Annotated in this window: 13 protein-coding genes; 11 read left to right on the plus strand and 2 right to left on the minus strand. The window is 44.4% G+C overall.

Annotated elements, in window-relative coordinates; translation table 11 throughout:
* Positions 1-28 precede the first annotated feature (28 nt).
* The 11 genes from kdpB (at position 29) to ACFS6H_RS00895 (ending at position 11,082) form a co-directional block, all read left to right on the plus strand.
* Positions 29-2,074 (plus strand): potassium-transporting ATPase subunit KdpB, encoded by a 2,046-nt coding sequence (kdpB, locus tag ACFS6H_RS00845; RefSeq protein WP_386093988.1) that lies wholly within the window; start codon positions 29-31, stop codon positions 2,072-2,074.
* 11 nt (positions 2,075-2,085) lie between these two features.
* Entirely contained in the window at positions 2,086-2,646 is a 561-nt protein-coding gene (locus tag ACFS6H_RS00850; protein WP_386093991.1) for a K(+)-transporting ATPase subunit C, read from the plus strand.
* Positions 2,647-2,651: 5 nt separating this feature from the next.
* Positions 2,652-3,728, plus strand: a complete 1,077-nt coding sequence (locus ACFS6H_RS00855; protein ID WP_386093994.1) for a porin — start codon at positions 2,652-2,654, stop codon at positions 3,726-3,728.
* A 7-nt stretch (positions 3,729-3,735) separates the two neighbouring features.
* The gene (locus ACFS6H_RS00860; RefSeq protein WP_386093997.1) at positions 3,736-4,863 is read left to right on the plus strand and encodes a sensor protein KdpD; all 1,128 of its coding nucleotides are present in this window, start codon (positions 3,736-3,738) and stop codon (positions 4,861-4,863) included.
* 9 nt (positions 4,864-4,872) lie between these two features.
* Positions 4,873-6,609 (plus strand): ATP-binding protein, encoded by a 1,737-nt coding sequence (locus ACFS6H_RS00865; RefSeq protein WP_386094000.1) that lies wholly within the window; start codon positions 4,873-4,875, stop codon positions 6,607-6,609.
* Positions 6,610-6,650: 41 nt separating this feature from the next.
* A complete protein-coding gene (locus ACFS6H_RS00870) occupies positions 6,651-7,241 on the plus strand; it encodes a YdeI/OmpD-associated family protein (protein ID WP_386094003.1) in 591 nt (196 codons plus the stop codon).
* A 21-nt stretch (positions 7,242-7,262) separates the two neighbouring features.
* Positions 7,263-7,610: a helix-turn-helix domain-containing protein gene (locus ACFS6H_RS00875; RefSeq protein WP_386094006.1), complete on the plus strand. Its 348-nt coding sequence runs from the start codon at positions 7,263-7,265 to the stop codon at positions 7,608-7,610.
* A gap of 75 nt (positions 7,611-7,685) precedes the next feature.
* Positions 7,686-8,426, plus strand: coding sequence for an SDR family oxidoreductase (locus ACFS6H_RS00880; RefSeq protein WP_386094009.1), 741 nt, complete (start codon positions 7,686-7,688; stop codon positions 8,424-8,426).
* Between the two features lie 101 nt (positions 8,427-8,527).
* Complete coding sequence (locus ACFS6H_RS00885; protein ID WP_386094012.1) at positions 8,528-9,586, plus strand: acyltransferase family protein; 1,059 nt, start codon at positions 8,528-8,530, stop codon at positions 9,584-9,586.
* Between the two features lie 139 nt (positions 9,587-9,725).
* Entirely contained in the window at positions 9,726-10,541 is an 816-nt protein-coding gene (locus ACFS6H_RS00890; RefSeq protein ID WP_386094015.1) for an AraC family transcriptional regulator, read from the plus strand.
* A gap of 157 nt (positions 10,542-10,698) precedes the next feature.
* Positions 10,699-11,082 (plus strand): VOC family protein, encoded by a 384-nt coding sequence (locus tag ACFS6H_RS00895; RefSeq protein WP_386094018.1) that lies wholly within the window; start codon positions 10,699-10,701, stop codon positions 11,080-11,082.
* Positions 11,083-11,482: 400 nt separating this feature from the next.
* Here the strand turns inward: ACFS6H_RS00895 and ACFS6H_RS00900 are convergent, their stop codons facing one another.
* Positions 11,483-13,645 carry a glycoside hydrolase family 3 N-terminal domain-containing protein gene (locus ACFS6H_RS00900; protein WP_386094021.1) on the minus strand — a complete coding sequence of 721 codons (2,163 nt, stop codon included), beginning with the start codon at positions 13,643-13,645 and terminating at the stop codon, positions 11,483-11,485.
* Between the two features lie 27 nt (positions 13,646-13,672).
* Complete coding sequence (locus ACFS6H_RS00905) at positions 13,673-15,193, minus strand: alpha-L-fucosidase (protein ID WP_386094024.1); 1,521 nt, start codon at positions 15,191-15,193, stop codon at positions 13,673-13,675.
* Positions 15,194-15,373 lie beyond the last annotated feature (180 nt).

Genomic DNA, 15,373 nt, shown 5'->3' on the forward strand with positions numbered 1-15,373 from the left:
GACGCCGGTAAAACAAAAAATAAAAAAGATGCGTACAAATTATAATAACAACCAGCTTATACAGGCATCGCTTGTAAAAGAAGCTTTGAAACAATCCTTTATAAAACTGCACCCCGCCGGCATGTACCGCAACCCGGTAATGTTTATGGTATGGATCGGCACGCTGATCATGGCAGGCGTGTGCATGTGGGTTGCCCTGGGCGAACAAAGCCAGGGTAGCCTTGTCTACAATATTATTGTAACGGCCGTATTATTTATCACCCTGTTGTTTGCCAATTTTGCCGAGGCCATTGCCGAAGCAAGAGGCAAGACCCAGGCCAATAGTTTGCGTAAAACAAGAGAAGAAACGCCTGCTAAGTGGATACAGACCGTTGGCGAAATGTATGTGAATGAATTAAAAATTGTTCCTTCTTCGCAATTGAGAAAAGGCGATATTTTTCTTTGCGAACCGGGTGATATTATTCCTTCCGATGGCGAGATCATTGAAGGACTGGCAACGATAGATGAAAGCGCTATTACCGGTGAAAGCGCTCCCGTTATACGTGAAGCCGGTGGCGATAAGAGCAGCGTGACAGGTGGCACCAAGGTATTATCGGATCATATAAAAGTAAAAGTAACCACCGAACCGGGCGAAAGTTTCCTCGATAAAATGATTGCCCTGGTAGAAGGCGCCAGCCGCCAGAAAACACCCAATGAAATTGCGCTGACCATTTTACTGGCGGGCTTTACCCTGGTGTTTATTATTGTTACGGTAACGCTGAAACCATTTGCCGGTTATGCACAAACACCCATCACCATTGCAGCCTTTATTTCCTTATTTGTTTGTTTAATACCCACTACCATCGGGGGTTTATTATCGGCCATTGGTATTGCCGGTATGGACAGGGCTTTAAGGGCCAATGTAATTACCAAGAGCGGCCGCGCTGTAGAAACAGCGGGGGATGTGGATGTATTGCTGCTGGATAAAACCGGCACCATTACTATTGGTAACCGCAAAGCCACCCATTTTCACCCGGTAGCCGGTGTGGATGAAAAACATTTTTTAAAAGCTGCCATACTAAGCTCAATGGCCGATGAAACACCGGAAGGAAAATCCATCATAGAACTGGCAGGCATTAACCCTTCTTCTTTTACTGTTACCCAGCCACGCTTTATCAGCTTTACAGCAGAAACCAGGAGTTCGGGTATTGACTACGACAATATTAAGATCCGTAAAGGCGCTTTTGATGCCATTCGTAAACTGGTAGAAAGAGCAGGCAACAGCTTTCCGAAAGAAGCGGAAGAAATAGTAAAGGTTATTTCCAGTAATGGCGGCACACCCCTGGTAGTAGCGGAAAACGAAAAAGTATTAGGCGTTATTGAATTGCAGGATATTATTAAACCAGGCATACAGGAACGTTTTGAACGTTTACGTAAAATGGGCATTAAAACCGTAATGGTAACAGGCGACAACCCCTTAACCGCAAAATACATTGCCGAAAAAGCCGGTGTTGATGATTTTATTGCCGAGGCAAAACCCGAAGATAAAATGAACTATATCCGTAAAGAGCAGGCAGCAGGCCGCCTGGTAGCGATGATGGGCGATGGCACCAACGATGCCCCGGCATTGGCCCAGGCCGATGTGGGTGTGGCCATGAACAGCGGTACACAGGCTGCCAAAGAAGCCGGTAATATGGTTGACCTGGATAACGACCCCACCAAACTGATAGAAGTAGTGGAAATAGGTAAACAGTTATTAATGACCAGGGGTACATTGACCACCTTCAGTATTGCCAATGATGTGGCCAAGTATTTTGCCATTGTACCGGCCCTGTTCATTGCAGCAGTTCCGGCTTTACAGGGATTGAATATTATGCAGCTGCATTCACCCGAAACGGCTATTCTTTCCGCCGTAATTTTTAATGCTATTATTATACCGCTATTGATTCCCCTGGCCTTAAAGGGTGTGCCCTATAAACCCATCGGGGCGGGCGCTTTATTAAGGCGCAACCTGCTGATCTATGGTTTGGGCGGCGTACTGATACCTTTTATCGGCATTAAATTAATTGACCTTTTTGTTTCCTTATTTTTTTAAAATTATTCAACATGAAAGCGCATATTTTCCCCGCCATCAGGCTTACCCTGGTTTGCCTGTTATTTTTCTCGGGCATTTATACCTGTATTGTTTTAGGCATTGCACAGTTTGCCCCCAACAAAGGAAAGGGCGAACTGGTGCTGCAAAATGGCAAAGCTTATTACGTTAACCTGGGGCAAAAGTTTACCGATGATAAATACTTCCACTCCCGCCCTTCGGCAGTAGAGTATAATGCAGCCGGTGCAGGCGGTAGTAACAAAGGCCCTTCCAACCCTGCTTACCTGGCTACGGTTGCGGAACGCATTGACAGTTTTTTAGTACATAACCCCGGCATTCGCAGATCCGATATTCCTGCCGACCTGGTAACCGCCAGCGGCGGCGGCCTCGATCCGCATATTTCAGTACAGGCTGCCAATGTACAGGTAAAACGGGTAGCCAAAGCAAGAGCTATGGCCGAAGGTAATATCCAGCAACTTATTCTTTCCTGCACGGAAAAACCTTTCCTGGGTTTGTTTGGCACAGAACGCATTAATGTACTCCAATTGAACATAGCATTAGACAATTTAAAATAATACAGATGAAAAAAATAATGACAGCAGTTATCATCATGCTTGCTGTAAAAGGATCAGCTCAAACGGATAGCAGTACTTCACCTTTAACCATCAGCGGGTACCTGGAAACTTATTATACCTATGATTTTGGTAAGCCAGCGGGGCATGACCGGCAACCTTTTCTTTACTCCTTTAACCGGCATAATGAAGTGAATATAAATATGGCCATGATCAAAGCCGATTATCAAACCAGTGTCATCAGGGCCAACCTGGCATTAATGACCGGTACTTATGCCAATGCCAACCTTGCGGCCGAACCGGGGGTATTAAAAAATATTTACGAGGCCAATGCCGGGGTAAAACTGTCGAAGAAAAAGGAGCTTTGGGTAGATGCCGGCATTTTTGCCTCGCATATTGGTTTTGAAAGTGCCATTGGTAAAGATTGCTGGGCATTGACCCGCGGTATACTGGCCGACAACTCTCCCTATTACGAAAGCGGGGTAAAACTTTCCTATACCAGCGATAACGGTAAATGGTTTGCCAGTGGGTTAGTGCTGAATGGCTGGCAACGCATACAAAGAGTGAACGGTAATAATACACCGGCCTTTGGTCACCAGCTTACTTATAAACCCAACGATAAAATCACCCTGAACAGCAGTAGTTTTATTGGGAATGATAAACCCGACAGCAGCAGGCAGATGCGTTATTTCCATAATTTTTATGGTATATGGCAAATCAGCAACCAGTTTGCCATTACCGCCGGCTTTGATATAGGCGCCGAACAAAAAGTAAAAGGCAGCAGTCGCTATAACAACTGGTATACCCCTGTACTGATGACACGTTTCAGCGTTAATGCCCGGCATCATATTACAGCAAGAGGTGAATATTACCATGATACCCACGGGGTGATCATTGCCTCCGGCTCACCCAATGGTTTTCAAACCTGGGGTTATTCATTGAACTACGACTGGATGATCCGCAATAATGTGTTATGGAGGATAGAAGGACGAGGCTTTACGGCAAAAGACAAAATATTTTTCCAGGGCGATACACCTGTAAATAATAACTTTTTTGTAAGCACGGCCCTGGCCCTTTCTTTTTAAACCTGGTATGATGGAAGCAACAAAAAAATCGGCGGAGGAATTTCTGCAACTGATCAAAAAAGCCCGGCAGGGAAAGTTTAAAGTCTATATTGGCATGAGTGCCGGAGTAGGTAAAACCTACCGTATGTTACAGGAAGCACATGCTTTGTTAAAGAACGGCATTGATGTAAGAATAGGTTATATAGAAACCCATAACCGCCCGGAGACACATGCATTGCTGGAAGGCTTACCCCTTATACCACGGCGCCGTTTGTTTTACAAAGGCAAAGAGCTGGAGGAGCTGGATGTACAGGCCGTTATCAGCCTGCGGCCCGAAGTTGTTATTATTGATGAGCTGGCCCATACCAATATTGAGGGCAGCAAGAACCTGAAACGCTGGCAGGATGTAACGGATATACTGGATGCAGGCATTAATGTGATAAGTGCAGTAAACATTCAGCATATTGAAAGCCTGAATGAAGAAGTAAAAGCCATTACCGGCGTTGAAGTAAAAGAACGCATACCCGACAGTGTGCTGGCCCGCGCCGATGAAGTAGTAAATATTGACCTTACGGCCGATGAGCTGATCAGCCGGTTGAAAGAGGGCAAGATATATGAGCCGGCAAAGATTGAAAGGGCCCTGCTTAATTTTTTTAAGGGCGAACATATTTTACAATTGCGTGAACTGGCCCTGAAAGAAGTAGCTTCGCAGGTAGAACGTAAAGTAGAAACCGAGGTTACCCGGACCAATGCCGGTAAAAGAGAACGTTTCCTGGCCTGTATCAGCTCGAACGACAAAACCGCCAGGACGGTTATCCGTAAAACAGCCAGGCTGGCCAATTATTATAACAGTAAGTGGTATGTACTGTATGTACAAACACCGGCTGAAAGACCCGACAGGATTGCCCTGGATAAACAAAGGCACCTGATCAATAATTTTAAACTGGCAACGGAACTTGGGGCCGAGATTATTAAAACAGAGAGTGCACATATTGCGCTTACCATTATGCAGCAATGCGAGGAACGCAAGGCCACCACTATTTGTATCGGCAAGCCGCACCTGCGTTTATGGAAAGTGATACTGGCCACCAATGTATTTAATGAACTTCTGAAAAAACTATCGGCCAGTGATATTGACCTTGTTATTTTAAGTTAAATAACTACGATGAAAATTAAAACAAAATTATTACTGGGTGTGGGGCTGCTGTTTATTATGATAGCCCTTTTAACTACCCTGGGCCTTTGGTATATTAACCAGCTGTCGGGCGATTCTAAAAACATACTCACCGACAATTACAACACCATTGATTATTGCCGGCAGATGCTCAACAGCCTGAACAAGGATATTGCCGACACGGGCACCCAGGCTGATTTCCAGGCCAATCTTTTACAGCAAAAGAATACGATCACCGAAACCGGTGAAAGAGAGCTGACCGATAAACTGGAAGCTGACTTTAACCAACTGATCCGTACACCGGCAGATAGCATGCTTCAGAATAATATCCGCCATGACCTGATGGATATTATGTTACTGAACATGCAGGCCATACAGCGTAAGAGCAGTATTGCCGGGCAAACAGCCGAAAGTGCTGTGTTCTGGATATCGCTCACAGGCGTGATTTGTTTTGTACTGGCTTTTACCATGCTGGTAAACCTGCCCGGCAATATTGCCAACCCCATAAAAGAGCTTACGACCAGCATTAAACAGGTGGCGGCCCAAAATTATTCCGAGCGGGTACATTTTGAGCAACACAATGAATTTGGTGAACTGGCCGCAGCCTTTAATACCATGGCCGGCAAGTTACAGGAATACCAGGCCGGCAGCCTGGAGAAATTAATGATGGAGAAGAAGCGCATTGAAACCCTGATCAATAATATGAGCGAACCGGTAATAGGACTGGATAATAACCGGGATATTCTTTTTATGAACAATACCGCCCTGCAGATCACCGGCCTGCAGCAACAGCAGGTTATCGGCAAACCGGTACAGGAAATTGCAACCAAGAATGACCTGGTAAAAAAATTAACAGAGGAGTTGTTTAATCCTGGTTCAACCACCCATACAGCGCCTGTAAAAATATATGCGGACAATAAAGAAAGTTATTTTGAAAAAGAGATCATTCCCATCCGGATCATTCCAACCGGTGAAAAAGAGGAAAAACATATTGGCGATGTGATCATGTTACAGAATATAACACCGTATAAGGAACTGGATTTTGCCAAGACCAATTTTATAGCTACGGTTTCGCACGAGCTTAAAACACCTATCTCGGCCATTAAAATGAGTTTACAACTATTAGAGAATAAACAGATAGGCACATTAAATACAGAACAGCAGGGGCTGGTAGAAAGTATACGGGATGATGCCGGCAGGTTATTAAAAATAACCGGTGAACTATTGAATATGACACAGGTGGAGAGTGGATCAATCCATATCAATATAACTCCCACTGATGTGCGGGATATTATTCACTATGCCATTAATGCCAACAAAACCGCTGCGGAGCAAAAACAGGTCAGCATTCATATAAAAGCAAACACACCTTTAAGCGTTTTTGCCGACTCGGAAAAAACAGCCTGGGTACTGACCAATTTATTATCCAATGCCATCCGTTATTCCCACGATCATTCAACCATTGATATTACAGTGCAGGAGGAAAATGATAAAATAAGATTTTCCGTTACGGATACCGGCCAGGGCATTCCCCCGGAATACATTAATAAAGTGTTTGACCGCTACTTCCGTATACCCGGCACCAAAAAAGAAGGCACCGGCCTGGGACTAAGCATCAGTAAGGAGTTTATTGAGGCTCAGGGTGGTACTATCAGTGCAAAAAGTGATTTTGGAGCAGGCAGTACTTTCTCCTTTTGGTTAAAGGGTTTTCATACCAGTAATACCTGATCCGTTCTTTCCCTTATTTTTACAAACTCATTTTGATACAGATGCCTGCACAGACTAACAATGAAATTTCTTCCTTTTGTCCTAAAAACCAGGGCGAATGGCGACGCTGGTTAAAAAAACATCACCAGGCAGAAACAGCCGTCTGGCTTATCTACTACAAAAAAACATCACCCAATCATAATTTAACCTGGAGCGAAGCCGTGGATGAAGCACTGTGTTTTGGCTGGATAGACAGTGTAAAAAAAACATTGGATGAAGAAAGATTCATCCAGTTTTTCAGTAAAAGAAAACCCAGTAGCGGCTGGTCTAAAATAAACAAGGCCAAGATTGAACAACTGGTTAAAGACGACAAGATGATGCCTGCCGGTTTTGCATGTATAGAAAAAGCGAAACAAAACGGCTCCTGGTTCCTGCTGGATACGGTGGAAGCCATGATCATTCCCAAAGACCTGTTACAGGCTTTTAAAGTTTACCCCGGCGCCAAAACCTATTTCACGGGCTTAAAAAAAGCTGAACAAAAAATCATGTTACATTGGGTAGCCACCGCCAAACGCCCGGAAACAAGGGCAAAAAGGATCGATGAAATTGCCAGCCTGGCAGCGCAGCAGTTAAAGCCTAAACAATTCAGGTAAAAATTTGTTATACAACATACCATGAAAAGACCTGAAACCATAACGGCCGATTTTATAAAAATACTGGATAACCACCTCGATAAAATTGTCAGCGGTGAAACCGATACTTATTTAGAGATCGGTGATATGGCTGCCCTGCTACATATACACCCTACCCATTTAAGTAATACCATCAAAGCCACTACCGGCAAATCGCCCTGCGATATCTGCAACGATAAAACCATTGAACGGGCGCAAAAGTTATTACAGGATAGAAGTCTTACGATCGCTTCCATTGCCATGTTACTCACTTACGAGCCCACCAACTTTACCAAGTACTTTAAAAAACATACCGGTCAAACACCCCTGCAATACAGGAATAGCCTGTAGGCTTGCCTGCAGATTCTGAAACCTTCACCATCATTACCTTTTTTTAAGCGCTAGTTTTGTATATAAAATAGTACAATGAATAAACTGGCCAACAAAACAGCCATTGTTACAGGCGCATCCCGTGGACTGGGAAAAGAGATCGCATTGTTATTAGCGGCACATGGCGCAAACGTAGTGATCAATTATGCCAATAATACCGAAGAAGCGGAGAAAGTAGCAAACAGTATCAATAATACAGGCGGACGGGCCATCGCTATCCGTGCCGATATCAGTGATGCAGCTGCGGTAACCCATCTTTTCGATCAAACCATTGAACAGTTTGGTAAAGTGAATATTGTAGTAAATAATGCCGGCATCATGATCACCAAACCGGTGAAAGACACAACAGAAGAAGATTTTGACCAGCAGTTCCGCATTAATGTAAAAAGCGTTTTCCTTTCCATGAAGGAGGCCGCGCTAAAAATGGCGGACCATGGCCGTATCATTAATATATCCAGTTCGGTAACCCGTTTAATGATGCCAGGTTATGCCAGCTATGCCGCCACCAAAGCAGCCGTAGAACAGATGAGCCGGGTATTTGCCAAAGAGATCGGAGCAAAAGGTATTACGGTTAATTCCGTTTCGCCCGGGCCGTTGAACACCGAATTGTTTTTAAAAGACAAAACACCGGAGCTGGTGCAAAGGATCGCAGGCTTATCTGCTTTTAACCGCATTGGTGAAACGGAAGACATTGCGCCTGTGATCCTGTTTCTGGCCGGTGACGAATCGCATTGGATCACGGGGCAAAATATTGGTTGCAATGGTGGTATGGCATAATTTTTTAATATCATTATTAAAGCCAATGTTGCCGGTTTGTTCAAGTCATGAAAAAAGCCTATTCTTGAAGATAAATAAAGGCTATCAACACAAGTAAGATCATGACCCCTGACTACCCTGCTAAAAAACATTATTTAATTTTAGACGGGTTGCGTGGTGTGGCCGCCATGGTTATTGTCATCTTCCATTTTATGGAAGTGATCATTACCGATTTTACCAAAAACATTATTGCGCATGGTTACCTGGCTGTAGACTTCTTTTTCTGTCTCTCCGGCTTTGTAATAGCCTATGCCTACGATGACCGCATGAGCACCATGCGGCTGGGCAGTTTTTTCAAACAAAGACTTAAACGTTTACACCCGCTGGTGATACTGGGTACAGTATTAGGGCTACTGGCTTTTTTATTCGATCCTTTCAGCAATGCCGCTTACGGTTACAGTTTTCTTCAAATCAGTTTATTGTTTATCACTTCCGCTCTGCTTATTCCTTACCCGGTAATGGAAGACCGGTATTTTAACCTGTTTGGATTAAATGCCCCTGCCTGGTCTTTATTCTGGGAATACGTGGCCAATATATTTTACGCATTGGTACTGGTAAAGCTCCATAAAAAATGGCTGTTACTACTGGCGTTTATCAGTGCCTTACTTATCGTGTACATTACGTATACCGCGGGTTCGCTGGTAGGCGGATGGAATGGCGAAACCTTCTGGCACGGCGGGGCAAGAATGTTGTTTTCCTTTACAGCCGGCATGTGTATTATGCGCTATGGCTTCTTTATTAAAAACCGGCTTGGGTTTGCGGGCTTATCGGTTTTACTGATCGCGGCCTTCCTGGCACCTTATAACCTGGCATCTAACCCGGTAGTAGAACCGTTTATCGTATTGATCTATTTCCCTTTTTTAATAGCCCTGGGAGCCGGTAGTATATTACCATCCAAGCAAGCGCACATTTGCCGGTTATCGGGCAATATATCCTACCCCCTATATATCACGCACTATTTTGTTTTATGGGCATTCGGCAGCTATTACAGCACCACCAACCCATCTACCGGAACCTTAACAATTGTCGTAATGGCTTTAATCATGTTGCAGTTGCTGGTAGCGTGGCTGGCCATGAAATATTATGACAGGCCTATCCGGAAAAAACTCCAATATAAATAGGCAGGGATTAGCCCCTTTCCCTGTTTCCACCGTTAATAACCACCTACAACCACTAACCCCTTTATCCGGCAATTGTCGTAGTATCTTATTTATTCACCGGCATAAAAAAGTAAATTTGGTGATAAAAAAATCCCGGTATTTGAAATTGATCACTGCCATAAGACCTTTTTATACTCCTGTTCAACCTACCGTAAAACAAACTGCCGCAGCGGTACAATATGCCGAGTTTGTGCCTGACATCCGTTTACAACCCTTTATATATTGTTACTGGCAATTAAAAACAACCGAAACTTTACAGGAATCTTTTAATTACCGGGTAGTAGCAGATGGTTGTATAGATGTGTTTTTTGAACTGGATAACAGTAAAGAAAATTTTGTAATGGGTTTTTGTAAAAAATTCACAGAGTTCCCGCTAGATAATACTTTTAACTATTTTGGTATCCGTTTCCTCCCCACTATCTTCCCCCAGTTTTTTAAGGTAAATGCGCAGCAGTTAAGCAATCGTTTTGAAAACCTGCAGGCAGTTGTGCCGGACCTGTCTGGCTTTATCAGTAACAGGCTGCATGAGGGGCAAACCACTGCTCAGGTTACCGCCTTATTAGATGAATACCTGTTGAACATACTTGGCAGGACTGATTTTGATGATGATCCCAGGCTGTATGAAGCGCTGGGCATCATACTGAAAAATTATGGTGTGGTAGATATTGAAAAGGATATTGACACCGGTATCAGCCAGCGCCAGTTACGTCGCTTATTTGAATATTATGTTGGCGACACACCAAAAACCTTCAGCAAAGTGGTCCGTTTTCAAAATATATTAAGGGCTAAACCCTCCACCCAAAGCCTGCGGCAGAATAAATTGTTTTTTGATGCCGGGTATTATGACCAGGCACACTTTATCAAGGAGTTTAAAAATTTTTATGGTGTAACTCCGGCAAAGGCCTTCGGCCGCTGATTATGTCCGTTTTTTACAATGTTTACGGCGTGCTTTACCGGAGCTTTGTGTTATGAAAACAATGCTCATAAAACAATTAGTTTTTATATTCACCGCCCTTTGTTTAACAACAATTTGCCAGGCGCAAAATAATTTACCTCATAAAAAATCAACAACGATGAAACTGAATGCAGGCATTATTACTGAAAAATTAGCCGCTACCAAAACGTTTTATACGGAGGTGCTGGGCTTTGGCGTAAGTTTTGAAAATGAGTTTTACCTGCTGCTGCATACTCCTGACCGCAGTGCCGAGATCAGCTTTTTATTACCCGATCACCCGAGTCAGCAACCCGTATTTCAGAAAGCTTTTCAAAACCAGGGTATGTATTTAACCATTGAAGTAGATGATGTAGATGCTTTGTATGCCCAGCTGAAGAAAAAGAAAGTACCCATTGAGATCGACATCCGCAATGAACCCTGGGGCGACCGGCATTTCGCTATTGTGGACCCTAATGGTATTGGGATTGATATTGTGAAATATTCACCGCCCGCTGAAGAATAATGTTTTCCCGCAGATTTGCGCAGAATAAGAGCACCGCAGATTTTCGCAGACCGATACTTCTCTGCGAAAATCTACGGGCTAAAAAAATCATTTGTCGTATCACGTTATAAAAAAACGCAGATTATCTCAGGTCAAACACTTCTCTGCGAAAATCTGCGGTACAAATCACCGTCATCTGCGGGTTAAAAAAATCGTTTATCGTATCTCGCTACACAAAAACCGCAGACCACCACAGATCAAATACTTCTCTGCGAAAATCTGCGGTACAAATCACCGTCATCTGCGGGTTAAAAAAATCGTTTATCGTATCTCGCTACACAAAAACCGCAGACCACCACAGATCAAATACTTCTCTGTGAAAATCTGCGGTACAAATCCACATTATCTGCGGGCTAAAAAACTATTTTACATTTTTCTTGATAGTAAACTTAGTCTCCAACTGTATATCGCGGGAATGGCTACCTACCTGTATGGTATAATCGCCCGGGTATAATTTCCATTTACCCTCCTTCATATCCCATTTTTGCAATTCAGTTAACGGGATGGTGAGTCTTACTATTTTTTCATCGCCTTTTGCTATTTGTGTACGGCGGAAAGCTTTTAACTCCTGCAATGGCATACGCTCAATACCCGGATACTGAATATACAATTGTGTTACTTCATCGGCATTGTAATTACCGGTGTTCTTAACCTTCACACTTACGGTTATACTATCCTTTAAAGAGCGTGGATTAATAACCGGCTGCTGGTTCCAGCTATATTGAAAGCGGGTATAACTTAATCCAAATCCAAAGGGGTACTGCACTTTACCATTATAATAACGGTAGGTACGGCCCTGCATATTATAACTGGCATAATCTGGCAGGTCGTTCAATGATTCATAAAAAGTAAGCGGTAAACGGCCTGCGGGCGATACGGTGCCAAACAATACATCGGCTACAGCATGTCCGCCCTGCTCACCGGGATACCAGGCTAAAATAATGGCATCAGCATAAGGTTCAATGGCTTTAATATTTACATTACTGCCAGCCGTTACCACCACTACAACGGGCTTATTTTTTTTACGCAGTTCTTTTAACAGGGCAATATGTGCCGCGGGTAATTCCAGTGACAGTTTATCTCCGCCGTTGGCTGCCAGGAAAGCATCACCCTCTTCGCCTTCATATACCGGTGTTAAACCAATAACAGCTATGGCAATATCACTTTCACCGGCCGCCCATATACCACCAAAACGGGTAGTATCGGTAAAATCGCTGCCCTGGTCGTATTGAACGGCAACAGCGGGGCCGGCAGCCTGTGTTATACCTTCGGCAACCGTAACTATATTACCTGACATGCCATGGTAATTGGCCACCATTGGGTCCATAGCACCTGCATTGGCGCCTAATACCATAATGGAACCATATTTTTTTATATCCAGCGGCAACAGGTTCTTATCATTTTTCAACAGCACCATACTTTGCTGTGCCGCTTTGCGTGCCAGCTGTATATGCTGTGGCGTATGTACACTTTCTGCACCCAGCTTACCGTATACATTCTGTGCAGGGTTATCAAAAAAACCTAAACGCATCTGTGTGCGGAATAAACCGGCCAGTGCCGTATCAATATCTTTCACCGTCAGCAACCCCTGCTTCAGTGCATCCGCCAGGTTATTTTGCAACAGGTTGGAGCAATCTAAATTTACACCCGCTTTTACCGCATCTGCAGCCGCCTGTGGTTTACTATCGGTTAACTTGTGAAAGTTAACAATATCGTCAATGGCGCCGCAGTCGGTCACTACATGACCTTTGAACTGCCATTCGTTACGCAATATTTTTTGTAAAAGGGTATTGCTGGTACAACAGGGTTCATCATTTAAACGGTTGTAAGCACACATTACCGATTCCACACCGGCATCCACCAGTTTTTTAAATGCATACAAATACGTCTCCCGCATATCTTTTTCATCGGCCCTGGCATTAAATGCATGGCGTCCGGCTTCCGGGCCGCTGTGTAAGGCAAAATGTTTGGCTGCTGCTGCTGTTTTTAAATGCCGGGGATCATTACCTTGTAACCCCTTAACAAAAGCAGTACCCATAGCGCCTGTCAGAAAAGGATCTTCGCCATAGGTTTCCTGGCCACGGCCCCAGCGAGGATCGCGGAATATATTTACATTAGGCGACCAGAAAGTTAAACCCATGTATTGTATATGCCTGCCTGCCGCAGTGGATAAATTATACTTAGCCCTGGCTTCGGTAGAAATAGCGGTAGCCACTTCCTGTACCAGGCTGTCATTAAATGTTGCGGCCATTCCTATTGCCTGTGGAAAAACCGTTGCCAGGCCTGCTCTTGCCACACCATGCAGCGCTTCGTTCCACCAGTTATAAGCCGGGATATTTAACCGGGGAATAGCATTGCTTTTGTAACCCAGTAAAGATATTTTCTCTTCCAGGGTTAACCTGTTCAACAGGTCGGCCACTCTTTTTTCCTGTGGTTCATGGGCATTCCGGAAAACGGGTACCTGCTGGGCACATAACCCGCTACCCAACATAAGCAATACGATCAGTAAACGTAAGTACAACATGGTCAACTTTTATTTATAGTTATTTCATTAAGGCTGTTTATACAAACCTATTTCGGCCAGTACCGGTTGGGTACGGCATTGCGTAATTGACAGGCGAATTTTCTTTGCTTTCACCGGTGCAAAACGTAACAACCTTTTATACCCTACCGTGGTGCCGCTTGTTACTTTTTTCCATTCACCGCCTTGTTCAACCTCCAATACAAAATTTTCAATACGCTGTCCTTTGGCAATATTCTCCTGCAACAGTAAAACGTCAAACTCCTGTTCAACAGGCAGCGTAAAGGTAATAACAGCCGTACTATCCTTTCCGGTTGTTGTCCAGTCCGTATCAGTCCTGCCATCAACCAGGACTTTTGCGTTTTTTCCTTTTGCCGTAATGGATGCTTTGCGTAATAAATTATGGGCAAAAGTCTGGTCCTTGAGTTTTTTCCAGCCCGTTAAACTTTTCACATCCTGTTCATGTATCAGGCCCCTGGTATCGGGCGGAATATTTAATAACAATACGCCGTTACGCCCTACAGAACTGAAATAAATATCCATTAACTTCTCCGGCGTTTTTACCTTGTTATCCTCTGCCGGGTGGTAAAACCAGCCTGGCCTGATAGATACATCGGTTTCAGCAGGATACCATACCAGGCTTTTCGCCTTCAAAATTTTTGCCCGGCTGCCCAGGTCGTCCTCCATTAAGTTCATGGGTGCAAAGCCTGCCGCCTGTTGCGAATTGGCGGCAATTTTATCCTGTATCATTTCATCGGCAGGTAACACGCTCCATTCCGTTTCACGTCCGTAGCCCGATTCCGTACCTACCCATCTTACATCAGGGCCCATTACGGCAATTACCGCACCGGGTTGCAGCTTCCGTATATGTGTATACCAGCGGTTATAATCGTAATACTGTTTTTTACCCGTAGGCCCTTCCCCGTTAGCACCGTCAAACCATACTTCGTCAATACGGCCATAGTTGGTAAGCAGTTCCGTAAGCTGGTTAATAAAATAATCATTGTATCTGGCCGAATCGCCAAAGAAGGCCGAATTCCTGTCCCAGGGTGACAGGTACACGCCAAACTTAACCCCATACTCTTTACAGGCCGCAGCTACCTCTTTCACTACATCGCCCTGCCCGTTTTTCCAGGGGCTGTTTTTTACAGAGTGTTCGGTATAAGCCGATGGCCACAAACAAAATCCATCGTGGTGCTTGGCGGTTAATATCACCAGTTTAATACCGGCTTCTTTACTTACCCTCACCCATTGCCGGGCATCCAAAGCAGTGGGGTTAAATATAGCCGGGCTTTCCGAGCCATCGCCCCATTCCTTATTCGTAAACGTATTTACACCAAAATGCAGGAAGCCGGTCAGCTCCATCTGCTGCCAGCTTAACTGTCTTGGCGAAGGGGCCACCTGTGCCGCCTTCCTTATCTTATCCGCATCCGTATCCTGTTCATGGAACAGCACATAATTTTTATCCTGCCTGCTTTTTTGCTGGGCCTGTACTTTCATACCGCCTGTTGTTGCCAGCAAAGCCAGCGCCATTATTATTTTAGTTTTCATACACTGTATATTTTTGCAGTACCATATTGCCTGTAAATACAAATATGCATACTATCCGGCTACAAATCAACATCCGCCGGTAGTTTAAGAAGTTGGGGCTGTGATCCAAAGAACATCATCCGGCTACAGTTGCGGCTGTACGCTTGTAGTGGCCGGCCTTGCCCGGTCCCTGGCGCAGGC

The sequence above is a fragment of the Terrimonas rubra genome, from assembly GCF_042686025.1.
Taxonomy (GTDB): Bacteria; Bacteroidota; Bacteroidia; order Chitinophagales; family Chitinophagaceae; genus Terrimonas; species Terrimonas rubra.

Coding starts and splice junctions, on each gene's coding strand:
- kdpB (WP_386093988.1), top strand. CDS start 29: ATGCGTACAAATTATAATAACAACCAGCTTATACAGGCATCGCTTGTA.
- ACFS6H_RS00855 (WP_386093994.1), top strand. CDS start 2,652: ATGAAAAAAATAATGACAGCAGTTATCATCATGCTTGCTGTAAAAGGA.
- ACFS6H_RS00895 (WP_386094018.1), top strand. CDS start 10,699: ATGAAACTGAATGCAGGCATTATTACTGAAAAATTAGCCGCTACCAAA.
- ACFS6H_RS00870 (WP_386094003.1), top strand. CDS start 6,651: ATGCCTGCACAGACTAACAATGAAATTTCTTCCTTTTGTCCTAAAAAC.
- ACFS6H_RS00900 (WP_386094021.1), bottom strand. CDS start 13,645: ATGTTGTACTTACGTTTACTGATCGTATTGCTTATGTTGGGTAGCGGG.
- ACFS6H_RS00865 (WP_386094000.1), top strand. CDS start 4,873: ATGAAAATTAAAACAAAATTATTACTGGGTGTGGGGCTGCTGTTTATT.
- ACFS6H_RS00905 (WP_386094024.1), bottom strand. CDS start 15,193: ATGAAAACTAAAATAATAATGGCGCTGGCTTTGCTGGCAACAACAGGC.
- ACFS6H_RS00850 (WP_386093991.1), top strand. CDS start 2,086: ATGAAAGCGCATATTTTCCCCGCCATCAGGCTTACCCTGGTTTGCCTG.
- ACFS6H_RS00885 (WP_386094012.1), top strand. CDS start 8,528: ATGACCCCTGACTACCCTGCTAAAAAACATTATTTAATTTTAGACGGG.
- ACFS6H_RS00875 (WP_386094006.1), top strand. CDS start 7,263: ATGAAAAGACCTGAAACCATAACGGCCGATTTTATAAAAATACTGGAT.
- ACFS6H_RS00880 (WP_386094009.1), top strand. CDS start 7,686: ATGAATAAACTGGCCAACAAAACAGCCATTGTTACAGGCGCATCCCGT.
- ACFS6H_RS00860 (WP_386093997.1), top strand. CDS start 3,736: ATGATGGAAGCAACAAAAAAATCGGCGGAGGAATTTCTGCAACTGATC.